The organism is bacterium, assembly GCA_019637795.1.
Lineage (GTDB): Bacteria > Desulfobacterota > Binatia > HRBIN30 > CADEER01 > JAHBUY01.
In genome coordinates this window covers 878173-903838 of sequence record JAHBUY010000003.1, presented here as the reverse complement: position 1 = coordinate 903838, position 25666 = coordinate 878173, and the positions used below count along the sequence as shown (strand labels likewise).

The 25666-nt window shown below is 72.9% G+C and carries 21 protein-coding genes; 10 read left to right on the top strand and 11 right to left on the bottom strand.

Going from position 1 to position 25666, the window contains the following annotated elements:
- Positions 1–89: 89 nt before the first annotated feature.
- The 3 genes from KF840_13850 to KF840_13840 form a co-directional block, all read right to left on the bottom strand.
- Positions 90–683: a thioredoxin family protein gene (locus tag KF840_13850; GenBank protein ID MBX3025986.1), complete on the bottom strand. Its 594-nt coding sequence runs from the start codon at positions 681–683 to the stop codon at positions 90–92.
- Position 684: 1 nt separating this feature from the next.
- Positions 685–1164: a TlpA family protein disulfide reductase gene (locus KF840_13845; GenBank protein ID MBX3025985.1), complete on the bottom strand. Its 480-nt coding sequence runs from the start codon at positions 1162–1164 to the stop codon at positions 685–687.
- Positions 1165–1291: 127 nt separating this feature from the next.
- Entirely contained in the window at positions 1292–3961 is a 2670-nt protein-coding gene (locus KF840_13840) for a glucosidase (GenBank protein ID MBX3025984.1), read from the bottom strand.
- 206 nt (positions 3962–4167) lie between these two features.
- Between KF840_13840 and KF840_13835 the strand changes: the two genes are divergently transcribed.
- Entirely contained in the window at positions 4168–5103 is a 936-nt protein-coding gene (locus KF840_13835; protein MBX3025983.1) for an alcohol dehydrogenase catalytic domain-containing protein, read from the top strand.
- A gap of 35 nt (positions 5104–5138) precedes the next feature.
- On the opposite strand, the gene KF840_13830 is transcribed toward KF840_13835, so the two are convergent.
- The 5 genes from KF840_13830 to KF840_13810 form a co-directional block, all read right to left on the bottom strand.
- Positions 5139–5714 (bottom strand): Uma2 family endonuclease, encoded by a 576-nt coding sequence (locus tag KF840_13830; GenBank protein MBX3025982.1) that lies wholly within the window; start codon positions 5712–5714, stop codon positions 5139–5141.
- A 62-nt stretch (positions 5715–5776) separates the two neighbouring features.
- Positions 5777–6844, bottom strand: a complete 1068-nt coding sequence (locus tag KF840_13825; protein ID MBX3025981.1) for an amidohydrolase — start codon at positions 6842–6844, stop codon at positions 5777–5779.
- 76 nt (positions 6845–6920) lie between these two features.
- A complete protein-coding gene (locus KF840_13820; GenBank protein ID MBX3025980.1) occupies positions 6921–10235 on the bottom strand; it encodes a hypothetical protein in 3315 nt (1104 codons plus the stop codon).
- Positions 10236–10405: 170 nt separating this feature from the next.
- Positions 10406–11596 carry an amidohydrolase gene (locus tag KF840_13815; protein MBX3025979.1) on the bottom strand — a complete coding sequence of 397 codons (1191 nt, stop codon included), beginning with the start codon at positions 11594–11596 and terminating at the stop codon, positions 10406–10408.
- A 107-nt stretch (positions 11597–11703) separates the two neighbouring features.
- Positions 11704–12516, bottom strand: a complete 813-nt coding sequence (locus KF840_13810) for an iron-containing redox enzyme family protein (GenBank protein ID MBX3025978.1) — start codon at positions 12514–12516, stop codon at positions 11704–11706.
- A gap of 265 nt (positions 12517–12781) precedes the next feature.
- On the opposite strand from KF840_13810, the gene KF840_13805 reads away from it, so the two are divergent.
- From KF840_13805 to KF840_13790, 4 genes are all read left to right on the top strand, one after another.
- The gene (locus KF840_13805) at positions 12782–13918 is read left to right on the top strand and encodes a nitronate monooxygenase (GenBank protein MBX3025977.1); all 1137 of its coding nucleotides are present in this window, start codon (positions 12782–12784) and stop codon (positions 13916–13918) included.
- Positions 13919–14093: 175 nt separating this feature from the next.
- A complete protein-coding gene (locus KF840_13800; GenBank protein MBX3025976.1) occupies positions 14094–14909 on the top strand; it encodes a hypothetical protein in 816 nt (271 codons plus the stop codon).
- Between the two features lie 203 nt (positions 14910–15112).
- Positions 15113–16108: a DUF2889 domain-containing protein gene (locus tag KF840_13795; protein ID MBX3025975.1), complete on the top strand. Its 996-nt coding sequence runs from the start codon at positions 15113–15115 to the stop codon at positions 16106–16108.
- An 80-nt stretch (positions 16109–16188) separates the two neighbouring features.
- A complete protein-coding gene (locus KF840_13790) occupies positions 16189–17763 on the top strand; it encodes a hypothetical protein (protein ID MBX3025974.1) in 1575 nt (524 codons plus the stop codon).
- Between the two features lie 54 nt (positions 17764–17817).
- Here KF840_13790 and KF840_13785 read toward each other — a convergent pair whose 3' ends face one another.
- Positions 17818–18588 carry an SDR family oxidoreductase gene (locus KF840_13785; protein ID MBX3025973.1) on the bottom strand — a complete coding sequence of 257 codons (771 nt, stop codon included), beginning with the start codon at positions 18586–18588 and terminating at the stop codon, positions 17818–17820.
- Between the two features lie 76 nt (positions 18589–18664).
- Between KF840_13785 and KF840_13780 the strand changes: the two genes are divergently transcribed.
- The 4 genes from KF840_13780 to KF840_13765 all read left to right on the top strand — a co-directional run bounded on the left by KF840_13780 (position 18665) and on the right by KF840_13765 (position 22479).
- Positions 18665–19432 carry an SDR family oxidoreductase gene (locus KF840_13780; GenBank protein ID MBX3025972.1) on the top strand — a complete coding sequence of 256 codons (768 nt, stop codon included), beginning with the start codon at positions 18665–18667 and terminating at the stop codon, positions 19430–19432.
- Positions 19433–19508: 76 nt separating this feature from the next.
- Positions 19509–20711 carry an acyl-CoA dehydrogenase family protein gene (locus KF840_13775; protein ID MBX3025971.1) on the top strand — a complete coding sequence of 401 codons (1203 nt, stop codon included), beginning with the start codon at positions 19509–19511 and terminating at the stop codon, positions 20709–20711.
- 86 nt (positions 20712–20797) lie between these two features.
- On the top strand, positions 20798–21790 hold the full coding sequence (locus KF840_13770) for an acyl-CoA/acyl-ACP dehydrogenase (GenBank protein MBX3025970.1): 993 nt from the start codon (positions 20798–20800) through the stop codon (positions 21788–21790).
- A gap of 5 nt (positions 21791–21795) precedes the next feature.
- Complete coding sequence (locus tag KF840_13765) at positions 21796–22479, top strand: hypothetical protein (protein MBX3025969.1); 684 nt, start codon at positions 21796–21798, stop codon at positions 22477–22479.
- 85 nt (positions 22480–22564) lie between these two features.
- Here KF840_13765 and KF840_13760 read toward each other — a convergent pair whose 3' ends face one another.
- Positions 22565–23449: an alpha/beta hydrolase gene (locus KF840_13760; protein MBX3025968.1), complete on the bottom strand. Its 885-nt coding sequence runs from the start codon at positions 23447–23449 to the stop codon at positions 22565–22567.
- An 11-nt stretch (positions 23450–23460) separates the two neighbouring features.
- On the bottom strand, positions 23461–23685 hold the full coding sequence (locus tag KF840_13755; protein MBX3025967.1) for a hypothetical protein: 225 nt from the start codon (positions 23683–23685) through the stop codon (positions 23461–23463).
- A gap of 308 nt (positions 23686–23993) precedes the next feature.
- On the opposite strand from KF840_13755, the gene KF840_13750 reads away from it, so the two are divergent.
- Entirely contained in the window at positions 23994–25604 is a 1611-nt protein-coding gene (locus KF840_13750) for an AMP-binding protein (protein ID MBX3025966.1), read from the top strand.
- Positions 25605–25666: the final 62 nt, after the last annotated feature.

Here is a 25666-nt window from a genome sequence, read left to right as displayed (position 1 = left end):
ACCGGTGCCTCGTCGCGCGCACCTCGGGACCGCTCGCGCGCCGGTCTGATGCGCCGGCAGCGCGCGACCGCGCGGGGGCGCGGCCCAGGTCAGCTCCCGTAGTACTTGATCGTGCAGCCCAGGGCCTTGGTTTCCTTCACCGCCACGGGCTGGCCGCTGGCCACGGCCTCCAGGGCGTTGGCCAGGTAGGCCTCCTTCACCTGGTCGGCGTGCTCGGCGTTGTCGTCGATGGTGCCGTGGTAGACGAGCCGGCCCTGGGCGTCGAAGAGGAACGCCTCCGGCGTGCGCTCGGCGGCGAAGGCGCGGGCGACCGTGGAGCCGCTGTCGACCACGTACGGGAACTGCAGTCCCAGCGCCCTGGCGCGCGCCACCATGCCGTCGTAGCTGTCGTCGGCGTAGGCGGCGGGGTCGTTGGCGTTGATGGCGATGACCCCGATGCCGCGCTTGCCGTAGGTGTTGCCGAGGGTCGCGATGCGCTGCTCCCAGGCCTTCGCCCAGGGACAGTGGTTGCAGGTGAAGATCACCAGCGTGCCCTTCGTGCCGGCGATCTCGGCGATGCTCACGGCGGGGCCATCGACGCTCCGCATCTTCACGTCGGCCTTGGGCGCGGTGGCGCCGAGGTCGAGCGCCGCCGCGGGGGCGGCGAACAGCAGTCCAACGACGAGCAGGGAGCGGACGGTCATCTCATCCTCCGGGCGCAGCGTTGAGCACGTCGAGGACCTTGGCCTCGAGCTGTGCGTAGGACGACTTGCCGAGCAGCGCGTGCCGCAGGCGGCCCTGGTCGTCGAAGATGAAGGTGGCCGGCAGCGCGCCCGACCACTGGGGATCGAGGGCGTTGATGAACGCCATGTCGTCGCCGGTCTTGATGTAGGTGGGGAAGTCGACGCCCTGCTCGCCGAGGAACGCCGCCGCCTGTTCCCGCTCGGCGGCGAAGTCGCCGGACACCAGCAGCAGCGCCACGCCGCGGTCCCGGTAGGCGCGCCGCAGCCGCAGCAGGTCGGGCATCTCCTCGCGGCACGGGATGCACCAGGTGGCCCAGACGTTGACCACCACGACCCTGGCGTCGGCCGCCTTCACGGCGTCCAGCACCTGCGCCGCCGTCGCCGGCACCGGCGCCGGCGCCGCCGGCACGGTGGCCAGCGCCGCGGTGCCGACGAGGAGCATGGCGAGGGCGCATCGCACGGCCCCCAGAAGGCCGGCTGTCGGGCGCCGTGTCAATCGGGTCCCGTCGCCGTCGCGCAGCATGGTCGGGCCCGGGCGACGCCGGCGCGCGCCCGACCGTCTCGTCCGCTCACGCCGCCTTGCGGGCGAGCTGCTTGAAGGCCTGCTGTTGCAGCAGCTTGGCGACCAGCGCCGTCCAGCCGGTCTGGTGGCTGGCGCCGAGGCCGGCGCCGTTGTCGCCGTGGAAGTACTCGTAGAAGAGGACGTAGTCGCGCCACTGCGGATCGTGCTGCAGGGTCGGCTGGCCGCCGAACACCGGCCGCTGGCCGTTGGCGTCGCGGGTGAACAGCGAGATCAGGCGCTGCGAGAGATCGTCGGCGACCTCGTCGAGCGTCAGGTGGCGGCCGGAGCCCACGGGGCACTCCACCGTGAAGTCGTCGCCGTAGTAGTGGTGGAACTGCTGCAGCGCCTCGACCAGCAGGTAGTTCATCGGCATCCACACCGGGCCGCGCCAGTTGGAGTTGCCGCCGAACAGGCCGCTGCGCGATTCCGCCGGCTCGTAGCGCAGGATGTGCTCGTCGCCGTCGACGGCGAGCACGAAGGGATGGCGCTCGTGGTACTTGCTGACCGCGCGCACGCCGTGATCGCTGTAGAACTCGGCCGGGTCGAGCATCCGCTTGAGCAGCGCCTTCATGCGGTGGCCGCGCACCAGGGCGACGAGGCGGCGCTCGCCGACGCCGGGCTCGTGCCAGCGCGACACCAGGCTGGCGAGGTCGGGCCGGTGCTCGAGGAACCACTCGAGCCGCAGCGTGAAATTCGGCACCTTGGCGAGCATCTCCGGCTCGATCGTCGCCACCGCGAAGAGCGGGGTCAGGCCGACCAGCGAGCGCGCCTTCAGGCGTTCGCGGCGGCCGTCGGCGTGGTGGAGGATGTCGTAGAAGAACTCGTCCGTGTCGTCCCACAGCGAGATGCCGTCCGAGCCCATGTTGTTCATGGCGCCGGCGATGTAGAGGAAGTGCTCGAAGAACTTGGTGGCGATGTCCTCGTACACCGGATTGTGCTGCGCCAGCTCGAGCGCGATGGCCATCAGGTTGAGCGAGAAGACGCCCATCCAGCTCGTGCCGTCGCTCTGTTCGAGGTAGCCGCCGTTGGGCAGCGGCGCGTTGCGATCGAAGCTGCCGATGTTGTCGAGGCCGAGGAAGCCGCCCTCGAAGACGTTGTTGCCCTCGGCGTCCTTTCGGTTCACCCACCAGGTGAAGTTCAGCAGCAGCTTGTGGAAGACCCGCTCGAGGAACGCGAGGTCGCCGCTGCCGCTGCGCTTCTCGCAGATCTTGTAGACGCGGTAGGCGGCCCAGGCGTACACGGGCGGGTTCACGTCGCCGAACGCCCACTCGTAGGCGGGGATCTGGCCGTTCGGGTGTTGGTACCACTCGCGGCCCAGCAGGAGGAGCTGCTCCTTGGCGAACGCCGGGTCGAGCAGGGCCAGCGGGATGCAGTGGAAGGCGAGGTCCCAGGCCGCGTACCACGGGTACTCCCACTTGTCCGGCATCGAGATGATGTCGGCGTTGTTGAGGTGCGCCCACTGGTGGTTGCGGCCGTGCTTGCGTTCCGGCGGCGGCGGCGGCTGGGCGGGATCGCCGTCCAGCCACTCCTGCACGTTGTAGTGGTAGAACTGCTTCGTCCACAACAGGCCGGCGAGCGCCTGGCGGTGGATCAGCCGCTGGTCGGCGTCCATCGCCTCCGGCTCCAGCTCGGCGTAGAGCTCGTCGGCCTCGCGCAGGCGTTGCGCGCAGGTGGCGTCGAAATCCACGAACGGCGTCCGCCGCGGCTGCCCGTCGTGTTCGCTGCGGCAGAGGCGGAGGCGGATGACGGCGCTGCCGCCGCCGGCGATCATGCGCTCGTACCACGCCGCCGCCTTGGTGCCGTGCGGTTCGGGATTCACCCCCGCCTGGCGGCCGTGCACGACGCGCTCGTGGAAGGCGTCCTTCACGTACGGCGTGGGGTTGGCGCCGCCGAACAGGCGCGCCGCGTTGGTCTCGTTCTCGGTGAAGAGCAGCCCATCTGCCGCTTCGGCATAGAGCACGTAGTCGCCCAGCGAATGATGGCGGGCGTGCACGGCGCAGACGCCGGGGCGTGTCTTCGGCAGCCCGCTCAGGGTCGGACGGCGGTCGTCGTAGCCCCAGGCCCAGGTGTTGCGGAACCACAGGGTCGGCAGCAGGTGGATGGTTGCCGGCTCGGGGCCGCGGTTCTCGACCGTGATGCGGATGCAGACATCGTCGGGTCCGGCCTTGGCGTACTCGACGAACACGTCGAAGTAGCGGTCCTCGGCGAAGATGCCGGTGTCGAGCAGCTCGTACTCGAAGTCCTCCTTGCCGCGGCGCGCGTTCTCCGCCAGCAACTGCTCGTACGGGTAGGCGGCGTGCGGGTACTTGTAGAGCCAGCGCATCCACGAGTGCGTCGGGGTGGCGTCGAGATAGTAGTAGTACTCCTTGACGTCCTCGCCGTGATTGCCCTGGTTGCCGGTGAGGCCGAAGAGGCGTTCCTTGAGGATCGGGTCGCGGCCGTTCCACAGGGCGAGGGCGAAGCACAGCCGCTGCTCGTCGTCGCACCAGCCGGCGAGGCCGTCCTCGTTCCAGCGGTAGACCCGCGAGCGCGCGTGGTCGTGCGGGAAGTATTCCCAGGCCGTGCCGCCCGCGCTGTAGTCCTCGCGCACCGTGCCCCAGGCGCGTTCCGACAGGTACGGCCCCCAACGCTTCCAGTTGGCGCCGTCCTGATTCAGGCGTTCGCGTTCGGCGCTCATCGGCGTGGGCGAGGATAGGTGGGTCCGGTGCGGGGGGGCAAGTGGAACATGGGCGTGGGATGCGGGGCGACCCCGGAAGATTTCACCGCCGAGACGCAGAGACGCGGCGGCGCCGGACTCGCATCCGCATCCGCCGCTTCTCTGTGTCTCTGCGGTGAAATCGTCTGGGTTTGACTGCGGTTCGCCGGCTCTGATTTGCACCCGCCATGCGCGCTGTTCGAGTGGAGAACGGGTCTGTCTGCGTGGTCGATGTGCCGCCGCCCAACGGGGACGGGGTGCGGGTGAAGATCAGGGCGGCCGGGATCTGCGGCTCCGATCTGCACATGATCGAGCACGGGGCGACGATGGGGGTGACGCTGGGGCACGAGCTGGCGGGCGAGCTGCCCGACGGCCGGCCGGTGGCGATCGAGCCGCTGGCGCCCTGCGAGAGCTGTGAATTCTGCCGCGCCGGCGACTACAACCTCTGCCGCTCGGCGCCGCAGATGATCTTCGGCATCATGCGCGACGGCGGCATGGCGGAGGAGCTGATCGTGCCGCGGCGCTGCCTGGTGCCGCTGCCCAGCGGCGTCGCGATCCGCGACGCCAGCCTGGTCGAGCCGCTGGCCGTCGCGGTGCACGGCTTCCGCATGATCGGCCTGCGCGGCGGCCAGCGCGTCGCCGTGGTCGGCGGCGGCTCGATCGGCCTCTGCGCCGTCGCCGCCGCCCGCTTCGCCGGCGCCGAGGTGTCGCTGGAGGCGCGCTACGATCGGCAGCGCGAGGCCGGCGAGCGCCTCGGCGCGACGCCGATCGACGGCGAGTACGACGTCGTCGTCGAGTGCGCCGGCAGCGACAGCGCGCTGCAGCGCATCACCGAGGTTGCCCGGCCGGGCGCGACCCTGGTGCTGCTCTCGGTCTACTGGGCGCCGCTCGGGCTGCCGGGCCTGCCGCTGATGATGAAGGAGCTGCGCATCCAGCCGTCGAGCATGTACGGGCGGCACGCCGCCGGCCGCGACATCGAGGCGGCGGCGGCGCTGCTCGCTGACAACCCGGAGATCCCCGGCGCCGTCATCACCCATCGCCTGCCGCTCGACGCGGCGCCCGAGGCCTTCGCCATCGCCCGCGACCGCAAGGCCGGCGCCATCAAGGTGGTGCTCGAGCCGTAGCCGCGGCCCTCGTGGCCGCAGGTCGCGCCCGCCGGTCAGTCGGTCGTGCGTCGCAGCAGGTCGCGCATGCGGATGGCGAGGCCGGGGAACAACGACGGCTTGAAGGTGCCGCGCGGACCCACCTCGGCCTCGACGGCGTAGGCGTCCCCTTGCAAGCGCAGCGCGACGAGCGTCCCCGCGCGCGGGTCGACCATCCAGTAGTGGGCGACGCCGGTGCGGGCGTAGAGCGCCTTCTTGCGGCCGCGGTCCCGCGCCGCCGTCGACGGCGACAGGATCTCGGCTGCCAGGTCGGGCGGACCGAAGATGCCCTTGCTCTGCACGATCGCGCGCCGCGCATGTGCGACGAAGATCAGATCTGGCTCGACCCCGCTCAGCGGCTCGAGCACGACGCCAACTGGGGCGAAGAGCAGGAGACCGAGCCGATGCCTGCGCACATGGTGGCGGAGGACGTCGTTCAGGTTCGCCAGCACCTCCTGATGGCTGACGTAGGGAGCGGGGGTCACGAACACCTCCCCGTCGATGATCTCGTAGCGGTTGCCGTCGTCCGGCATCCGCCAGAGATCGCGCGCGGTGAAGCGCTTCTGGCGGAGGATGTTGGCGGGTTGCGCCATCAGGACCTCTCTACCGCCGCGCCGAGGAGGGGAACATGACGTCGTTGCATCGAGGCTTCTTCTCATCCCAACCCATAGAACCGCTGCGCGTTGTCGCCGCCGATCTTGCGCCGCGACGCGTCGCTGATGTCGCCGCGGCTGCGCAGGTGCTTGGTGCTCTCCGGCCAGTCGCCGTCCCAGTGCGGGTAGTCGCTCGCGAACATGATGAAGTCGTCGCCGAGGACGTCGATGACGCCGGGCAGGATCGGCTCCTCGGGCTCGCAGCTCACGTAGATGTTGCCCGCCTTCAGGTACTCGAGCGGATCGCGGCGCCAGCCGTTGGGGATCCAGTCGCCGCGCTTCTCGTAGTGCTCGTGCAGGCGGTCGAGGAAGAACGGCACCCAGCCGACGCCGGCCTCGAGGAAGGCGACGCGCAGCGTCGGGTGGCGGTCGAAGACGCCGCCCGAGACCAGCGCGGTCATCGCCGTCATCTGGTCGAAGGGGAAGCTGATGCAGTGCACCTGGATGTAGTTGGTGAAGCGGTCGACGCCGATCTTCGGCAGGTGGATGCCGGGCGCGCCGTGGACGCCGAGCGGCATGTCGAGCTCGGCGGCGGCGGCGTAGAACGGATCGAGGTCGAGGTGGTCGAGGTTGCGCGTCTTCAGCGCCGGCGGGATCATCGTCGCCACCAGCCCGAGCGCGCGCGCCTCGCGCATGATGTCGATCGCCACCGCGCCGTGCTCCAGCGGCGTCACCGCCACGCCGCGCAGGCGGCCCTTGGTGTCCTTGCAGTAGTCGGCGATCCACTGGTTGTAGAGGCGCGCGAAGCCGGCGGCGAACTCGGGATCCTCGATGCTCGGGGCGCAGAGGCCGAAGCTCGGATAGAGCACCATGGTGTCGATGTGGTCGCGATCGGCGTCGCCCAGCACCCCGGCGGCGCTCGACCAGTTGATCCCCTCGACCACGCTGAGCCCGTGCTCCGGCGGACAGCCGGCGCCCGGCCCCGAGTCCTCGGGATAGTGCCGGCCCTCGATCATCAGGCTGGGGCGGCCGTCGGTGCGCAGCGCGATGTGCTGCGGCCAGCGCTTCATCGCTTCCAGCGCCAGCGTCGATCCCTCGGCGACGTGTCCGTCTGCGTCTACGATCTGCATACCCGGGCGTCCTCCCAGGCCGACCGGTTAGCAGCGGACCGCGGTCCGGAAAAGCGGGATGACCCCGGCCGCGACCCTACCCGTGCCGGCGGCGCAACCAGAGAAGAGCCAGCGGCAGCAGCGACAGCGCCGACGCCGGCGCGGCGCCGCGCGCGGCCTGACACCCGCCGCTGCCGGACGCGTCGCCGGTGGACGGTCGGCTGCCCGATCCCTCGCGGACCACGATGGTGCCGTCGATGCCGCTCAGCGGCACCGCGAGCCCGTCGGGATCGGAGGCGCCGAGGTTGGAGAGGGCGAGGCGATGGGTTCCCGGTTCGGCGCCGGCCGCGACGTGCAGGGCGCAGGTGTACAGGGCGGCGCCGTCGGGGATCGGATCGGCGTTGCCGAAGGAGATGACGATCGCGCGCAGGCCGGTGCAGGTCGCGCCGGGTGCGCAGCCGGGTGGCTGGAAGGCGAAGCTGGTCGCCTCCTTGTCGATGCCCGGATCGACCGCGCAATCCGGCGCGCCGTCGTCGCGGGCGGGGACCGTGATGCCGTCCGGGAACGCGAGGTCGTTCTGGATGCCGGCGATCGGCGCGTCGGTCGCCCGCAGGAGTGCCGTGATGGTCGTGGTGCCGCCCGCCTCGGCGGCGACCGCGTCGAGCGCCAGCACCGTGCATTCCTCGTCGCCGCCGGGGCACTCGAACGGCGCCGCCGTGCGACGCGGCGTCGGCGTTGGCAGCGCCGGGCAGGTCGGCGCATCGACCACCGGCAGCGCCGCCAGCGGCAGCGCCCACAGCTCGCGCCCGCTGGTGCCGAAGTCGCCGACGAAGAACACCCGATCGCCGGCGCGCGTGAGCTCCGGCGCCGGCGTCCGGCGGTAGCGGAGGCCCTCCGGCACCGTCAGCAGATCCTGCAGGGGCACGGTGCCGGCGGCGCTGCCGTCGCTGGTCCACAGGCGCGTGCCGTAGCCGACGTCGGGAGCCGAGGTGAACAGGACGCGATCCCCGAGACCGACGAGATCGAAGAGCGGATTGGGCGATTCCATCAGCACGCCGCAGTCGAGCCGGTAGAGCTTCGGGAAGTAGGTGTCGAGGATCGCGAACAGGCCGTTCCCGGCCGCGGCAGTGGTGGCGCGATCGAGGCGCGGGACGGGTACGGGGAAGGTGCCGGTCGCGGTGCCGTCGCTCTCCCAGAGGTGGACGCGATTGTGGCGTCCAACGTACGTCTCGGTCGCAAACAACATCCGTCCCTCGGCCACCGCCGCTCGGCCCACGAGTGTTCCCACGTCGGCGAGGCGCACCGTCCCGGCGCTGGTGCCGTCGCTGCGCCACAGGCTGCGGTCGCGCGACGGATTGACGGCGAAGAAGACCATCGCGTCGTTCAACGGGGTGAACCACTCGGGATCGGCCCCCGCCTCGCCGGGGAGGAGGTCGGCCACCAGCGTCGTTCCCGCCGCGGTGCCGTCGCTGCGCCACAGCTCGGCCCCGTGCTCGCCGTCGTCGGCGTTGAACAGCAGCGTCGGGCCGAGAAGCGCCGGCGCTGGGGTGTAGGGCAGCGATCCCTCCGGGCCGGGGCGGATGTCGCGCACCAGGCGGGTGCCGGCGGTCGTGCCGTCGCTGTGCCACGGCTCGTAGCCGGTCTCAGGCTGCGAGGCGAAGAAGAAGACGCCGCCGCGGCCGTCGGGGACGAACAGCCACGGATCGCCGGACTGCGGGGCGATGTCTTTCACCAGGTGGGTGCCCGCCGCCGTGCCGTCGCTGCGCCACAGCTCGCGGCCGTGCACGCCATCGTCGGCGCTGAAGTAGAGCGTGGCGCCCGACGCCGCCAGCTCCTGCGGGGACGACGACCGCGCACCAGGCGCGATGTCGGCGACCAGCGTCGTGCCGGCGGCGGTGCCGTCGCTGCGCCACAGCTCCACCCCGTGCGCGGGGTCGCTCGCCACGAACAGCAGCGTGCCGGCGACGTCGGTGAGCTGGTTCGGGTCGAGGCCCGGGCGACCGACGGCGATGTCGACCAGCCGTCGGGTGCCGGCGGCGGTGCCGTCGCTGGCCCACGGCTCGGTGCCGGCGACCGCGTCCGCGGCGGCGAAGACGATGCCGTCGCCGGCGGGCGTCATCGCGGAGGCGTAGTCGTACGGCGCCGCCACCATGGTGGTGCCGGACGGGGTGCCGTCGCTGGTCCACAGCCGCGCGCCGCCCTGGGTCGACTGCACGCTCAGGTAGAGCCGGTCGCCGGCCGCGGCGCTCTGCAACTCGCCCCAGTCGTCGGTCAGCCGCGCCACCCGGCGGGTGCCCGCCGCCGTGCCGTCGCTCTCCCAGAGCTCCAGCGCGACGCCCGACGGGCGCGCCGTGAAGAACAGCCGGCGGCCGGCGGGGAGCATGGCGATGGTGCGCTGCGCGACGTCGGAGTCGTCGTCGCCGCCGCTGGTCCCGTCGGCCCCGAGCGCGCCGGCGCCGAGGTCGGCGACCCGCTGCGTGCCGGCCTCGCTGCCGTCGCTGCGCCACAGCTCGAGGCCGCTGAGGCCGTCGTTGGCCATGAACAGCAGGGTGTCACCGACGGCGGCGAAGAAGGGCTGCGGCATCTCGCTGTAGTCGTTGAAGTGGAGGCCGCTGCTGGCGCCGGGAGCGATGTCGCGCACCCGCCGGGTCCCCGCCTCGGTGCCGTCGCTGCGCCACAGCTCCCAGCCGGCGTCGTCGCGGGCGACGAAGAAGAGCTGAGCGCCGGCGGCGAACAACTGCGCCTGGTTGTTCCCGCCCTCGCGGTTGGTGAGCTGGACGGCGCGCAGCGGGCGGGTGCCGGCCGCGGTGCCATCGCTGGTCCACAGCTCCTCGGTCGCCGCTGACGATACGGCGAAGAAGAGCCGGTCGCCGACCAGCGTCATCGACGGGGTGATCTGGCTGTCGGGAAACGCGGCGAGCCGGATGGAAACGCCGTCGTCGTAGGCGATCCGCCACAGCGCGTCGTCGCTGCCGAAGGCATACAGGGCATCGGGCCCGGCGAGCAGGTCGATGGCGGCGATGTCGGTCAGCCGACTGGTGCCGGCGGCGCTGCCGTCGCTGCGCCAGAGACCGCCCGGGCCGACGAAGTACAGCACGCCGCGGTGCGCGGCGCGGACGTCGCTGCGCCGGCCGGCCATGTGCCCCAGGTCGGCCACCAGCGCGGTGCCGTCCGGCTGCCCGTCCGTCCGCCACAGTCCGACGCCGTGCTCGGGGTCTTCGGCCGTGAACAGCACGACGCCGCCGAGGTCGGCGAAGCCCGACGGATCGGAAGACACCCCGGCCTCCGAGCCATCGGTGACGTCCTTGACCAGGTAGGCCGGACCCTCCGCCAGAGCGCGACTGTCGCCGGCCGCGCACACGGCGAGCACCGCCAGACTGGCCGCGAGGCCGCCCATCCCCCGTGCTGCCATTCCGTTCCCTCCCGGAGCGGGTCAACAAGCAATGCGCGCGCCGCCGATGTGTCGCGCGACTCGCCTGTGCCGCGTCCGCGCCGCGAGGCCGCGTGCCTGCGATGCCTTGCGTTCGCGCCACGGTCGCCGGGGCCGCCGGCATCGCGACGGCCCTCGCAGGGGCGCCGCCGTCACCCCGTCGCCGGGGCGCCGCTGCGCGCCTCGGGAGCCAGCACCGTGATGTCGTACAGCCGAGCGAAGTTGTCCCACAGGATCTTCTTCTGCGATGCCGCCGACAGCGGCAGCTTGGTGAAGGCTTCGACGGCGCGCGGGAACTTCGAGTCGGCGTGCGGGTAATCGGTGGAGTAGACGAGGTTGTCGTCGCCGAAGGTGCCGACGTACTGGCTCACCGTATCCTCGTCGGCCTCGACGGCGAGGAAGCAGTTGCGTCGGAAGTACGCGGACGGCTTCATCGTCAGGTCCGGCGCCTCAAAGGCGCCCAGCCATTCATAGTGCTCGTCGAGGCGGTAGAGCAGCCAGGGCGCCCAGGAGCAGTTGCCCTCCAGCAGGCCGGCGCGCAGGGTGGGGAAGCGCTCGAAGACGCCGCCGGCGGTGAGGCTGACCAGCGTCGCCATGATGCCGAGCGGCTGGCTGAACGTGTGCCACATCATCAGCTTGTCCAGCACCTCGAGCGAGAAGTCCGGCTTGAGGAAGTTCTGCCCGCCGCCGTGGAAGCAGATCGGCACGTTCTGCTTCGCGCACTCGGCCCACAGGGGATCGTAATCGCGGTGATGCCACGGCTTGCGGTTCACCGTGCCGGGCGACAGGAACACGGCCTTGAAGCCGAGCTCCTGCACGCAGCGGCGGACCTCGGCGACCGCCTGGCCGACGTCGTGGGGCGCCACCATGCCGCAGCCGAACATGCGCGTCGGATATTCGGCGCAGAAGTCGCGCATCCAGTCGTTGTAGGCGCGGGCGATGGCGGCGGCGAAGTCGGGCTCGAGGCCGTCGCCGCCCATCTGCTGCGGGGTGTCGAGACCGAGCACGAACAGGCCGCGGGTGGGGAACAGCACCGCGACGTCGATGCCCTCGGCGTCCATCGCCTGCACCTGCGAGGTCGGATCCCAGCCGCGCCGCTCGGCCTCGTCGTAGGGCGTGTCGTGCTCCGCCTTCCACGCCCCGCCCGCGTTGGGGTTCACCGGCCGCACCGCGCCCATGCGCAGGATGACGTGCGACTTCACCTTCACCCGCATGTCGCGCCGCATCTCGGTGAGGCCCACCGGCGCCGCGTGGCGGTATGCCGGATCGATGTAGCGCTGCCACAGATCCGGCGGCTCGAAAATGTGCATGTCGCAGTCCGCGACGAGCATCCCGTTCTTCATCGAAGACCTCCGATCCTCACCGCAGAGACGCAGGGGCGCGGAGAGCTCGGCATGGCCATGGCGACTCGGGGATCTCGGCGCCTCCGCGTCTCTGCGGTGACAGGCATCTAGGCCGCGCGCTTCGATACCTTGACGCGCTTCGACGGCTTCGGCCGCAGCGCGCCGGGCTCGTCGAGCCACTTGTTGAGGGCGGCGGTGCGGGCGTTGCGGCAGAGCAGGACGTGCTCGATGGCGCGGCGCACGCGGCGCTGCTGGCCGGCGGTCTGCACCACCTGGCGGAGGAGGAAGTCGGCGGCGTTGCCGTGGTCCTCCTCGGCATAGGCGTGGACGCGGAAGTTCTCGACGTCGAGGCCGTAGTAGTCGCGCATGCCTTCGTACATCAGCTTCGCGTAGTTGGTGGAGGCGGCGAAGCGTTCGCCCGCCCAGCCGAAGGCGGCGAGGCCCTCCTCGTACGAGCGGCGCATGTAGTAGAGCGTCGTGAACACGGAGCCGACGGTCTCCGGCATCGGCCGGTAGCTGATCAGCTCTTCGTCGCTGATGCCGAGGGCGCGCGCCCACGAGACCTTCATGTCGACGTGGTTCGCGTCGCCGGTGTAGCCGGTCTCGTCGGCGAGGTTCTGCAGCCAGTGCTGGAAGTGCTCGCTCGACCGGAGGTCGAGGGCATCGACGTCGGGCGCGTTGGAGACGATCGAGCCGAACTCGCACGTGTACCATTTGCCGAGGAAGTAATATTCCTTGCACAGGCGCTCGAGCAGCGGGACCGACAGCGTGCCGTCGGCGACCCGATGCCAGACCTGGTTCTTCTCCGTCGCCACCTCGGCCTGCAGGCGCTCCAGCGATCGCATGAACCGGTCGACCGGCATCGCCTTCGCCGACTCGCTCCCCGCGCCGCGGACGTTCCGGAAAACGCGTTTCGTCATCGCTCCCTCCCCTGGTCGAAGGTCACCGGTTAGCAGCGGACTGGAGTCCGGAAAAGCGAAATCCGGGGCGGGGCGTGAGGCCGCATCGGCCGGGGCTCTCGCGTGGCGCAGTCTCCGTCCGCAATGGTATGGGTCATCCATGACCCGCGGCTCGGCTTCCTCCACGCGACCAGACCCGATGACCCTGGACGAGGCGCCGCGGGCCAAGACCCGCCGGCCGCGCCGGCGGCGATCGCGGTCGTAGTCGCCGACATCGGACCCCGCCGTGCACACCCGCGTCACCCGGATGCTCGGGATCGACTTCCCGATCCTCGCCTTCACCCACTGCCGCGACGTCGTCGCCGCGGTCAGCAATGCCGGCGGCCTCGGCGTGCTCGGGGCCGTGGCGCACACGCCGGAGCAGCTCGACGTCGACCTCACGTGGATCGCCGAGCAGACCAAGGGGCGGCCGTTCGGCGTCGACCTGCTGATCCCGCGCAAATTCGTCGGCGCCGAGAGCGGCGGGCTCGACCGCGGCAGCCTGCGCGCGATGGTGCCGGACGCGCATCGCGAGTGGATCGAGGAGGTGCTGCGCCGCTACGACGTGCCGCCGCTGCCGCCGAGCGACAGCGATCGCGACGCGCGCGGCATGGGCGGGCTGCGGGTCGATCCCAGGAGCATGGAGCCGCTGATCGAGGTCTCCTTCGCGCATCGGGTGGCGCTCATCGCCTCGGCGCTCGGCACGCCGCCGGACTGGCTGGTCGAACGCGCGCATGCCGCCGGCATCCCGGTCGCGGCGCTCGCCGGCCGCATCGACCATGCCGTGGCCCACAAAGCGGCCGGCGTCGATCTGATCATCGCCCAGGGCACCGAGGGCGGCGGCCACACCGGCGAGATCGCCACCATGGTGCTCGTCCCCCAGGTCGTCGACGCGGTGGCGCCGACGCCGGTGCTCGCCGCCGGCGGCATCGCCAGCGGTCGGCAGATGGCGGCGGCGCTGGCGCTCGGCGCCGAGGGGGTGTGGTGCGGTTCGGTCTGGCTGACCACGCACGAGTCCGAGACCTCGCCGACCATCCGCGAGAAGTTCCTCGCCGCCTCGTCGGCGGACACGCGGCGTTCGCGCTCGCTGACCGGCAAGCCGGCGCGCATGCTGCGCAGCGCCTGGACCGACGCCTGGGAGGAGCCGGGCGCCCCGCAGCCGCTGCCGATGCCGCTGCAGAGCATCCTGGTCGCCGACTCGCAGCGCCGCATCCACCGCGTCGCTCACAAGGCCGACTCCCCGGCGCGTCCGCTGGTCACCTACTTCGTCGGCCAGGTCGTCGGCCAGATGAACGTCGCCATGTCCGCCCGCGACGTCGTCCGCGGCATGGTCGAGGAGTGCCTCGACACCCTGGAGCGAATGAACGGCCTCTTCGCGGAATAGCAGCCCGTTGAGAAGCAGGTCGGCCACCGCGGGCGGGTGTTGTGCGCCAGCTCTTCGTTGCCGAATCCTCGACAATACCGACCGGTTTGCCTCCGGTTCGGCGCCTCGATCTGGCGCACGATCCCCCGCCCTCGCTACGCCGCCTGCTTTTCAACGGACCGCTCGGGCCCCCGCCGTGGCGCGGCGCCTGTCCGCCGGCGTCGCGGCCGCGCTGCTCGCCGCCTGCGCCACGACGACCACGCAGCGCGTCGTCTATACGCCGCTCGGCGCGCCGGCGGCGCACCCGTTCGCCACCCGCCTGGTGGTGGTGCCGTTCGCCGACGGCCGCCCGCCGCGTGTCTACCCGGCGCCGCGCGACAGCGCGCTCCGGTTGCTGCTGCCGCTGGTGCCGTCGGTGACCGTGGACTACGAGCGCCTCGACGAATCGCGCGCCGCCGAGCGGCTGATCCGCGGCGCGCTGCCGCAGCGCGAGGACCTCTTCGAGGACGCCCTGGCGCGCGCCGTCGCCGCCGACCTGGCGGCGGCGCGGTTGTTCGACGGCGTCGAGCTCGCCGCCTCGCCGCCGCCCGACGCCGACCTGGTGCTCGGCGGCACCATTGTCTCCACCCGCTTCGTCTCGTCCACGACCGCGTACCTGCTCGGCGCGCCGGGCCTCCTGCTCTGGCTCACCGGCCTGCCCAACGGCCGCGACACGGTCGAGATGGCGATCGATCTCGCGCTGCGCGACCGCGACGGGGTCGTTCTCTGGCAGTACCCGCTGCGCGCCGAGGCGAGCCGCGTCGTCACGCTCTACACCGGCGGCGGCCACCAGCTCTCGACCGGCGCCGGCGGCCTGTCGATTCCGCGCTACGGCGACAACGACAAGGGCATCGACCCGGATTCGCTGTGGGCCTTCCACAGCGAGGCGCTGCGCGCCGGCATGGCGGCGGCCCGCCGCTCCCTCGCCGCGTACCTCGGCAGCCGCCAACGGTCGATGCCCCCTGACGCGTGATGGCGCCCGCGCAACGCGTCGACGTCGGCGATCATCGCGCTGTGCCGAGGCGCATCCGGCTCGTCGATGACGAGGACCGGCGCCGCCGCGCTGCGGCGCCAGTGCCCGCATCGCGGGACCGCTTGGCCAGGCGACATCTCCGGGCCGCTGCGGTCGGCCGCGGGACGCCTTGCGCCGCCGGGCGCCGCGAGACAGAACGACGCATGCCCCTCTCCGCCGCCGGCAATCCGCTGCACACCCGCGCCCTGTCCGTGACCCTGGCGGCGGCGGATGCCGAGGTGGCGTTCGCCGCCTACGTGCTCGATCTGCGCAAGCGCGGCTTCGCGCCGGTCGGCGGCGACCTGCAGGGCCCAGGCATCATCCACCACATGCGCCTCGCCGGCCGGCTCGATCGCGCCGCGGCGCGGGTGACGGCGATCGACGCCGAGATGCCCACCGTCGCCTTCGAGGCCTCGCCGGCGACCGGCGGCGAGAGCTGCCGCGACCAGATCGGCCGTGTCGTCGGCCTCGCCGGCCTCGGGCTCGACGCCGGCTGGTCGCCCGGGCTGAGCGCCGCCATCGGCGGCACGCGCGGCTGCTCGCACATCCTCACCCTGGCGCACCTGCTCGGGCCGAGCGCGCGCTGGGGCCTGGCGGAGGACGCGCGCCTGCACGCCGGCTCGCCGCCGCGCCGCCCCGGCGAGCGTCTCTTCCGCCGCGACATCACCGTCGACGGCTACGAGCCGGAGATGGGCGAGCTGGTGTTCACGCTGCAGCTCAACGACCTGCACTTCGCGCCGGCGCCGGCGCTGGCGATGCCGATGGACCGCTACGCGGCGCAGCGCGAGATCGTCGCCCGCGCCACCCTCACCATGCAGACCCTGGCGCTCACCAGCCTCGAGCTGCGCGAGCGCGTCCGCACGCCGGTCGACTTCCGCGACGCCGAGTGGGTCGACCGCACCGCCGACGGGGCGCCGCTGCGTGGCGCCTCGCTGCGCGCCGGCATCACCGCCCGCATCCTGGCCCTGTTCCCCGATCCGGCGCGCGATGCGCCGCTGCGCGACGCGCTGCTGCAGCTCGCGCCCGGGCTCATCCAGTGCTTCGCCGCGCTCGACATCTGGACGCTGTTCGCCGACGAGAGCGCCGCCCGCCAGACCGGCGGCCAGCCCGATTCGTGCTGGATGTGGCGCACCGGCGGCGGCCTGCAGCGCGGGCGGTGACCCGGCGCGCCGGCAGGGAGCGGTCGCGCGGCGCGGCTTGACGCTCACGCCCGGACCGGCGCAGGGTGCAGTCGCTGCCCATGAAGCGCCGCGAATTTCTGCGCCTCGCCGCCAGCGCGGCGGCGATGACGATGGCGGGTTGCGGCGATGCCGCCGATCCCGGCGCGTCGCCGACCGACGACGGCGAGGTGGCGCACATCCTCGGCACGGCGAGCAGCGATCGCCTGTATCTCAAGGTCTCGTTCCACGAGCCGCCGGCGTCGGCGCCCGAGCTGCGCCTCGACGGCCGCCGGCTGCGCGGCATTCGCACCGACAGCAGCGGGCGCTTCTGGGCCTTCGATGCCCGCGGGCTGGCGGCGCAGCGCCGGCACGTCCTGGCGCTGCACGAGGGGCGGCGCGCCATCACCGAGCCGTGGCGGCTGGCGACGCTGCCGGCGCCGAACGCGCGGCCGCGCCGGGTGCGCATCCTCGCCTACACGTGCGCCGGCGGGCACGACGCCTTCGGGCTCTACGTGCCGATCGACGTCCGGCGCCGGCTCCTGCAGCGCGGCCTGCGCTACGCGCCCGACGTCGTCGTGGCCAACGGCGATCACATCTACTGGGATCTGCGGGCGAGCATCTCGGCGGTGCTGCTCGGCCAGTCGCCGACCGCCAGACGCATCGCCGGCGTGTTCGATCGCGACCAGGCCGTGCTCGGCACCGCCAACGAAACGGTGCTGACGCGCGCCGTCGACGGGCAGATCGCCGCGCTGTACGGCACCCTGCTGCGCGACACGCCGGTCTTCTTCCTGCGCGACGACCACGACTACTTCGAGGACGATCAGGTGACGCCGTCGCTGACGACGTTTCCGCCCGACGCCTTCAGCCGCGAGCTGGCGCGCGCCACGCAGTGGCTCTACTACCCGGAGTTCCTGCCCGATCCGTGGCGCCCGCTCGACCTTCCCGGCGCCTCGGCCGCCGATCGACCCGCCGGCGTCAGCGAGTCGTTCGGCACCCTGCGCTGGGGGGAGCTGCTCGAGGCCCTGCTCTACGATTGCAAGGGGTTCATGCACCCGGCCGACGGGCCCGACGCCGGCCTGGTGCCGGACGCGGTCGAGCGCTGGTTGCACGGGCGCATGGCCGAGGCCACCGCGGCGCAGCTCGTGCACCTGCCGTCCAATCCTCCCGGTTGGACGGCCGGCAAGTACGCCGAGTGGTACCCCGACTACCTGGTCGACGGCGCGCTCACCACCGACGTGCCGAAGCCCGGGTGGGCGAGCGGGTTCCTGGCCCAGCACGACCGCCTGCTCGCCGCCGCCTCGGCGATGCCGCGGCTGCCGCTGTTCGTCAGCGGCGACATCCACGGCCAGGGCTCCGGCATCATCCACGCCAGCGGCGCGCGCGACTTCCGCGCCAACCCGATCGTCAGCGTCATCAGCGGCACGCCCGCCACCGGCGTCGGCTGGCCGTCGGCCGCGCGCGGCACCCTCGCCACGCCGCCGCGCGGCCTGGACGTCGAGCCGATCACGCCGATCCAGGAGCTCAACGGCTTTCACCTGCTCGACATCGAAGCCGACCACGTCACCATCTCCCACTTCCGCTGGCAGCGCGGCGTCGACAGCGTCGAGTCGATCGACACCCTCGAGCCCTACCACGTCAGCGTCCACGCCCGCTGACCGCCGTTCGGGGACGATCGGGGCCGCGGCCCCGATCGCGACCGGCAGCCGCGATCAGCCGGTGCGCACGCGCCCGCCGTCGACGAACACCACCTCGCCGGTGGTGTAGCTCGCCGCGTCCGAGGCGAGGAACAGCGCCGCGCCGGCGAGCTCGTCGGGGTCGCCGACGCGATTGAGCGCGGTGCGCGGCAGCAGCGCCGCCCAGCTCGGCACCTTGAGCGCGCCGCCCTCCTCGATGGTGCCGGGGCAGATGGCGTTGACCCGCACCGCCGGCGCGCACTCGCGCGCCAGGTAGCGGGTCATCGTCCACAGCGCCGATTTCATCGCCCCATAGGCGAGCATCGGCGGCACGACGGCGAAGGCGGCGGTGCTGAGGACGTTGATGACGGCGCCGCGGCCGCGCGCCTGCATGGCGGGGATGAGGGCGCGGCAGAGCTCGAACGGCGCCGCGACGTTGACTTCGATGGCCTCCCGCCACTGCGCCTCGCTGGTCGCCAGCCCGCTGTCCGGTCGGCCGCCGCTGGTGGCATTGTTCACCAGCACGTCGATCTCGACGCCCGCCGCCGCGACCGCGGCGAGCAGCCGCGCCCGCTCGGCGGGGCGCGAGAGGTCCGCGGCGACCGCCAGCACCGGCACGCCGTAGCGCTCGCGCAGCGCGACGGCGCACGCCTCCAGCCGATCCGGGGCGCGGGCGTTGATCACCAGTCCGGCGCCCGCTTCCGCGAAGGCGCGGCTGATGGCGGCGCCGATGTTGCGGCTGGCGCCGGTGATCAGCGCCGTCCGCCCGTCGAGACGGAAGCGATCCAGGTATCCGTGCTCGCCCATGTGCTCCGCGCGCCCCCGTGTCCTCGCCGTCGAACCGCGCTATAGCCTGCGCCGGCTCGCAGCCAAAGGAGCGCGCATGACCGAGCATGGGGTGAAGGACCGGGTCGTCATCGTCACCGGGGCCGGGCAGGGCATCGGCCGCGGCATCGCCCGCCATCTCGGGCGCCACGGCGCCCGGGTCGTCGTCGCCGAGTGGAAGGAGCATCGGATGCAGCGCACGCTCGACGAGCTGCGGGCGCTCGGCGTCGACGCGCTCGGGGTGGTCTGCGACGTCCAGCAGCCGGCCTCGATCGCGGCGATGGTGGCGGCGACCGTCGACCGCTTCGGCCGGGTCGACGCGTTGGTCAACAACGCCCAGACCTTCCGCGCCCAGGCGCCGGTGGAGGCGATCACGCAGGCGGACGCCGACGTGTTCCTGGCCTCCGGCCCGATGGGCACGCTGTGGGCGATGCAGGCGGTGTTCCCGCACATGAAGGCGCAGGGCTGGGGGCGGATCGTCAACGTCGGCTCCGCCGCCGGCTTCGTCGGCCTGCACGGCTACGGCGCCTACGCGATGTCGAAGGAGGCGATCCGCGCCATCACCCGCACCGCGGCGCGCGAGTGGGGCCAGCACGGCATCGTCGTCAACTGCTTCTGCCCCGGCGCCGCGTCCGACCGCGGCAGGTCGGGCGTCGAGCGCGCCGCCGCCCAGGGCCGTTCGCTGGTTTTCGACCGCTGCATCGACCGCCTCGGCGATCCCGAGGACGACATCGCGCCGGTCGTCCTCTTCCTCTGCTCCGACGCCTGCCGCTACCTGACCGGGCAGACCCTCATGGTCGACGGCGGCGCCTTCCTCTGGGCGTGAAGAGGGGCGCACGACAGGAGCGGCGCACAGAGGCGCGCTCTTGAGCCCATCCCCGCCGCCGCGCTAGCACCAGCCGATGGACATCCGCTTCACGCCCGAGGAGGAGCGCTTCCGCGCCGCGGCGCGGGCGTGGCTCGAGGCCAATCGCTCCGACCATGAGCCGCCCGAGCACGACCTCGAGGCGCGCAAGACCTTCGACATGGCCTGGCAGCGCAAGCTGTTCGATGCCGGCTATGCCGGCATCTCGTGGCCGAGGGAGTTCGGCGGCCGCGGCGCGTCGCTGATGGAGCAGCTCATCTGGTACGAGGAGTTCGCCCGCTCCGGCGCCCACGATCCGACCACCCTGTTCGTCGGCCTCAACCACGGCGGGCCGACGCTGATCGCCTGCGGCAGCGAGGAGCAGAAGGCCTTCCACCTGCCGCGCATCCTGCGCGGCGAGGTCATCTGGTGCCAGGGCTTCTCCGAGCCCGGCGCCGGCTCGGACCTGGCGGCGCTGTCGACCCGCGCCGTCGTCGACGGCGACGACCTGGTGGTCAGCGGCCAGAAGATCTGGACCAGCTTCGCGCAGATCGCGCAGTTCCAGGAGCTGCTGGTGCGCACCGATCCCGAGGCGCCGAAGCACAAGGGCATCACCTGGGTGATCTGCCCGATGGACGCCCCGGGCATCACCATCCGCCCGATCAAGACGATCGCCGGCGGCAGCGACTTCTGCGAGGTGTTCTACGACGAGGTGCGCATCCCGCGCCGCAACATCGTCGGCCGGATGAACGAGGGCTGGCAGGTGGCGATGGCCACCCTCAGCTTCGAGCGCGGCACCGCCTTCCTCGCCGAGCAGGTGAAGCTGACCCGCCTGGTCGACCAGCTCATCGAGATCGCCCGCGCCACGCCGCTGCTCGACGGCCGGCCGGCGCTGGCCGACGACGAGGTGGCGCGCCGCCTCGCCCTGCTGCGCGCCGAGGTCGAGGCGCTGCGCTCGATGACCTATCGCAGCGTCAGCCGCACCGCCCGCACCGGCATGCCGAGCGCCGAGGCGTCGCTCATCCGCCTCTTCTTCTCCGAGCTGCAGCAGCGCGTCTTCGCCCTCGCCATGGAGGTGCTCGGCGCGGACATTCTCGCCTGGGACGCCGAGGGCACCCCGGCCCGCGTCACGCCGCGCACGGCGACGGCGCCGAGCTGGGTCAGCCACTACCTGATCGCCTTCTCGTCGACCATCGCCGCCGGCTCGAAGGACATCCAGCGCAACATCATCGGCGACCGCATCCTCGGATTGCCCCGATGACCCTCTCCACCGCCGATGCCGCCGAGGGCGCCGCGGCTCGCGGAGGCGACAGCGAGCGTTGATCTCTGGAGTGAGCGATGGACCTGATGCCGACCCCTGAACAGGACGCGATCCGCGACTCGGTGCGCGCCTTTCTCGATGCCGAGCTGCCGATGACGCGGGTGCGGGCGCTGTGCGGCGCCGACGGCGACGCCCTGGCGCCGCTGTGGCGCGCCGCCGCCGGCCTGGGCGTCTTCGAGGACTACGCGCTCACCGAGCAGATGGTACTGTTCGAGGAGCTCGGCCGCGTCCTGGCGCCCGGTCCGTGGCTGGGCAGCGTGCTGGCGGCGCAGGCGCTCGGCGAGTCGAGACACGCGGCGGCCGCGGCGGCGCGCGCCGGCGAGCTGCGGGTCGCGCTCTGTGTCGACCCCTGGGGCGGCCCCCTGCGACTGAGCGGCGACCGCCTCTCCGGCACGCGGCGCGCCGTGCTCGGCGCCGGGCTGGCCGACGCCTTCCTGGTGATCGACGAAGCCGGCGTGCTGTTCGTGCCGCGCGGCGCCGGCGTGACGGCGCAGGCCGAAGCCAGCCTCGATGCCACCAATCCGGTCGGCACGGTGGCTTTCGCCGACGCCGCCGCGGTCCGTCTGCCGGCTGACCGCGCCGGGTTGCGCCGCGCCGCGATCGTCCTCGGCTGCGCCGAGGCGGTCGGCGGCATCGCCCGCACCGTCGAGATGTCGGTCGAGTACGCCAAGGTGCGGCAGCAGTTCGGCAAGCCGATCGGCTCGTTCCAGGCGGTGAAGCACCGTTGCGCCGACATGGCGGTGCGCGCCGAGGTGGCGCGCAGCGCCACCACCTATGCCGCCGTGTCGGTGCGCGACGGCGCCGCCGATGCCGACTTCCAGGTCGCCGTCGCCAAGCTGCTGTGCGCCAACGCCTACCTGCAGAACACCGCCGACAACGTGCAGAACCACGGCGGCATGGGCTTCACCTGGGAGTGCGACGCGCACCTGTTCGTCAAGCGCGCGCGCGCCTTCGACGCCACCATCGGGCCGCGGCGCGCCCAGGTCGACGCGCTGGTGGCGCGGTTCCGCGCCGCCTGAGCGGCATGGGCGGAGCGCGCGCCTGGCACGAGCAGGTGGCCGCGGCCGCGGCGCTGCTGCAGCCGTTCGCGCTCCTCACCGCGCTGCTGCTGTTCATCGCGCCGCCCGACGAGGTCGCGCTGCGCGCCGCCGATCCGCTGGTGCGCTCGATCGCCCTGACGCTCGGTCTGTTCGCCATCCCCGTCGCCGCGATTGCCGCCCTGCCGATCTGGCTGCTGCTCGCCTGGCCGGGCGCGCCCGCGCTGCGCCGCTCGCTGCGCCTCGCCGCGGTGGGCGTCGGCATGGCGATCGGCGCGGCGGTGCTGCTGCGGCTGCTCGTCGGACCGCGCCTGCCGGGCATGATTCCGCCCGAGGAGAGCGCCGCCCCCGGGCTCTCGGCCGGCCTCGCCGCCGGGCTGGCCGAGGAGGTGCTGATCCGCCTCGCCGTGCTGCCGGCGGCGCTGGCGATCGCCCGCCGCCGCCTGCCGCCGCGCACCGCCGCGGCGGTCGCGGTGCTGCTCGCGGCGACGGCATTCGCCGCGCTGCATCAGGTCGGCCCCGGCGCCGCTCCGTTCGTCCCCGCCCAGGTCGCCACCCGCTTCCTCTTCCCCGGCGTCGTCATGAGCGCCGCCGCCCTGTGGCCGGGCCCGGCCCTGGTCTGCGTCGGCCACTGCGCCGCCCACCTGGTGATCCCGCTGCTGTTCGCGTGAGCGCGTTGCGACGCGCTGCCGTCGGGGCGGTCGAGCCGTCGCTTCCCTGCCCGACGGTGCCCTGCGGCCACGGGCGGAGCCGCGGTCACGCGTCGATGCGGTCCAGGAAGGCGCGCAGCGCGTCGCCGGCGAGGCGTGGGTGGGAGAGGAAGAAATGGTGGCTGCCGGGGAAGTCGTGGACCTCGAGCGCGCCGCCGCGGCGGGCGCGCAGGGCGGCGACCTCCGCGCGCGGGGTGACGAAGCTGCCGCTGCCGCGGCCGATCCAGAGTGGGCAGGCGACGCTCGCCGCGACGTCGAGCAGGTTGCCGGCGCCGTCGCCGGCGAGCGAGAGCACGGCGCGGTCGAAGCGGAAGGCCCATTCGCCCGGGGCGCGCTCGGCGATGGCGTGGAAGGCGAGGTCGTCGGTGATCGCCGGCGCCACGTCGGCCTCCGGCGGCACGAAGCGGAAGGCGGCGCGCGCCTCGGCGTACGAGGCGTAGGCGCGTCCCCGGCGCTGGCCGGCGACCCGCCCGCGCCACTGCCGTGCCGTGGCGTCGTCGACCCCGGCGAGGCTGGTGTCGAGCAGCGCCAGGCCGCGCACCAGCTCGGGGTGGCGCGCCGCCAGCCAGACGGCGACCCGGGCGCCCATCGAGTGGGCGACGAGCGCCACCGGCGCGAGATCGAGCTCGTCGAGCAGCGCCACCAGGTCGGCGCCGAAGTCGGCCACGCCGTAGGCCGGCTCGGCCGGCCAGTCGCTCTCGCCGTGGCCGCGCAGGTCGGGCGCGATCAACCGCCGGCCGTCGAGCAGGAACGGCACCAGCGCGTCCCACCAGTGCGCGTGACCGCCGTTGCCGTGCACGAGCAGCACCGGCGGCGCCGCGCGCGCCCCCCATTCGAGGCAGTGCAGGGTCAGGCCGCCAGCGCCGACATCGCACGGCCGCGGCAGCAGACCGCCGGTGACGGCGGCGACGAGCGCCTCGCTTTCGGTCATCCCGCCCACGCCTACCAGTCGATGCGCCAGGCGGCGATGCGCTGCCCTGCGGCGTCGGTGCGTTCGTCGGCCGTGTGCAAGCCGGTGGGCGCGCGGCCGGCGAGAACGATCAGGCGGGCGGGGAACGAGTCGATCGCTCGCGGGCCGCCGACCAGATCAGGCCGACGAAGCCCGCGAACCGAAACCTTCAGGGCGTGAGCCCCGGTCGCGAACGGCGCGGCGAGCGCGACGACCACGAGCAGGCGGAAGCTCGTGCCGTCGTGTCATCTTCGCCGTCGGGGCACCTCACGACCGTTTGCGGCGCGGTCGCTTGCGCACCCGCAGCACGCCGGTGGCGGAGAGCAGCGCGGCGAGCAGGCTCATCGGGTCGAAGGTCAGCGGTGGACTTTCGGGTTCCTCTTCCGGCGTCTCCACGGGGCACCCTCCTCCTGCAGGTGCCGCTTCATAGCCCACGGCGGGTGACCGGTCCACGGCAAACCCGCGACGTCCACGGCCGCCACCGGCGCGGTTCCGCCCCGTCGCCGCGGATGCTACGAGCCGATCCGTGCGACCGACCCGCCCGCCCGACGACCGGCGCGCCCGCCACGAGGCGAGCGGCGAATGGCCGCAGCCGACCCTGTCGGCGATGCTCGACGCGCGCCTGCCGGCGGGTCGCGACCGCGTCTTCCTGATCGAGGGCCTGCGCAGCGGCGGCCGCCAGCTCACCTACGGCGCGCTGCGGGCGCGCGCCGACCGCATCGCGGTGGCGCTGGCGAGGCTCGGGGTGCGCGCCGGCGACGTCGTCTCCTGGCAACTGCCGAACTGGTTCGAGGGCGCGGCCCTGGCGGTGGCGATCGATCGCCTCGGCGCGGTGTCGAACCCGATCATCACCATCTACCGCGAGCGCGAGGTGGCGTTCGTCTGCCGTCAGGCGCGCTCGCGGGTGCTGGTGGTGCCGGGCGAGGTGCGCGGCTTCGACCACCGCGAGCTGGCGCGCGCCGTCCAGGCGGCGGCGCCGGATCTGGAACACGTGCTCACCGTCCGCGCCGCGCCGGCGGCCGGCCAGCGGGCGCTCGAGGCGCTGGAGGACGATCCGGCGGCGCCGCTGCCGCCGTCGCCGCTCGGGGCGCACGATGTCAGCGCGCTGTTCTACACCTCGGGCACCACCGCCGACCCGAAGGGCGTGCTGCACACGCCCTCGACCCTCGGCGCCGTGCTCCACTACCACGCCCAGCTCTTTCCGCCGCAGCCGGACGACCGCAGCCTGCTGCAGTTCCCGCTCACCCACATCGGCGGCCTGGTGATGTTCGTACTGCTGCCGATCCGCTGGGGGGCGAGCACGGTCTACATGGAGAGCTTCGATCCGGCGCTGGCGATCGACCTCATCGAACGCCATCGCGTCACCAGCGCCGGCGGTCCGCCGGCGATCCTGCAGGGCATGTTCGCGGCGCCCAACTACGCCCCGGAGAAGCTGCGCTCGGTGCGCAGCTCCGGCTCCGGCGCGGCCGACGTCTCGCCGGAGCTGATGCGCGAGCTGCGCGACAAGTTCGGGTGCTTCGCCTATCGCTCCTACGGCATGACGGAGTGCCCGATGTTCACCTGCGGCCGCCCGGGCGACCCGGAGGAGAAACTGCACGGCACCGACGGCCGGCCGGTGCCGGGCGCGACGGCGCGCCTGGTGGACGAACAGGGGCGGCCGGTGCCGCCGGGCGTCGAGGGCGAGGTCGAGGCCTACGGGCCGCAGCAGTGCGTCGGCTATCTCGATCCGGCGCTCAACGCCGCCTTCACCGCCGACGGCTTCTTCCGCACCGGCGATCTCGCCGTCGCCGACGCCGAGGGATTCATCCGCATCACCGGCCGGCGCAAGGACATCATCATCCGCAAGGGCGAGAACCTGTCCGCCAAGGGCATCGAGGACGATCTCGCGGCCCATCCCGCGATCGCGGACGTCGCCGTCATCGGCGTGCCCGATGCCGCCAGCGGCGAGCGCGTCTGCGCCTGCGTCGTCCTCCGCCCCGGCCGCGCCCTGAGCCTCGGCGACCTGCGCGCCTTCATGCAATCGCGCGGTGTCATGATGCAGAAGATCCCCGAACAGCTCGAGGTGGTCGACGGACTGCCGCGCAACGCCACCGGCAAGGTGCGCAAGGACGAATTGCGGGCGCGTTATCGCGGGTGAGCGAGATCACCGCCGAGCGCGCGGGGCGACGGCAACGGGGGAGGCCCGCGCCGGCTGGCGCG

Excerpts from the sequence above, each read along its gene's own strand:
- KF840_13850 (MBX3025986.1), bottom strand. The coding sequence starts at position 683 with ATGACCGTCCGCTCCCTGCTCGTCGTTGGACTGCTGTTCGCCGCCCCC.
- KF840_13845 (MBX3025985.1), bottom strand. The coding sequence starts at position 1,164 with ATGCTCCTCGTCGGCACCGCGGCGCTGGCCACCGTGCCGGCGGCGCCG.
- KF840_13840 (MBX3025984.1), bottom strand. The coding sequence starts at position 3,961 with ATGAGCGCCGAACGCGAACGCCTGAATCAGGACGGCGCCAACTGGAAG.
- KF840_13835 (MBX3025983.1), top strand. The coding sequence starts at position 4,168 with ATGCGCGCTGTTCGAGTGGAGAACGGGTCTGTCTGCGTGGTCGATGTG.
- KF840_13830 (MBX3025982.1), bottom strand. The coding sequence starts at position 5,714 with ATGGCGCAACCCGCCAACATCCTCCGCCAGAAGCGCTTCACCGCGCGC.
- KF840_13825 (MBX3025981.1), bottom strand. The coding sequence starts at position 6,844 with ATGCAGATCGTAGACGCAGACGGACACGTCGCCGAGGGATCGACGCTG.
- KF840_13820 (MBX3025980.1), bottom strand. The coding sequence starts at position 10,235 with ATGGCAGCACGGGGGATGGGCGGCCTCGCGGCCAGTCTGGCGGTGCTC.
- KF840_13815 (MBX3025979.1), bottom strand. The coding sequence starts at position 11,596 with ATGAAGAACGGGATGCTCGTCGCGGACTGCGACATGCACATTTTCGAG.
- KF840_13810 (MBX3025978.1), bottom strand. The coding sequence starts at position 12,516 with ATGACGAAACGCGTTTTCCGGAACGTCCGCGGCGCGGGGAGCGAGTCG.
- KF840_13795 (MBX3025975.1), top strand. The coding sequence starts at position 15,113 with ATGCCCCTCTCCGCCGCCGGCAATCCGCTGCACACCCGCGCCCTGTCC.
- KF840_13790 (MBX3025974.1), top strand. The coding sequence starts at position 16,189 with ATGAAGCGCCGCGAATTTCTGCGCCTCGCCGCCAGCGCGGCGGCGATG.
- KF840_13785 (MBX3025973.1), bottom strand. The coding sequence starts at position 18,588 with ATGGGCGAGCACGGATACCTGGATCGCTTCCGTCTCGACGGGCGGACG.
- KF840_13780 (MBX3025972.1), top strand. The coding sequence starts at position 18,665 with ATGACCGAGCATGGGGTGAAGGACCGGGTCGTCATCGTCACCGGGGCC.
- KF840_13775 (MBX3025971.1), top strand. The coding sequence starts at position 19,509 with ATGGACATCCGCTTCACGCCCGAGGAGGAGCGCTTCCGCGCCGCGGCG.
- KF840_13770 (MBX3025970.1), top strand. The coding sequence starts at position 20,798 with ATGCCGACCCCTGAACAGGACGCGATCCGCGACTCGGTGCGCGCCTTT.
- KF840_13765 (MBX3025969.1), top strand. The coding sequence starts at position 21,796 with ATGGGCGGAGCGCGCGCCTGGCACGAGCAGGTGGCCGCGGCCGCGGCG.
- KF840_13760 (MBX3025968.1), bottom strand. The coding sequence starts at position 23,449 with ATGACCGAAAGCGAGGCGCTCGTCGCCGCCGTCACCGGCGGTCTGCTG.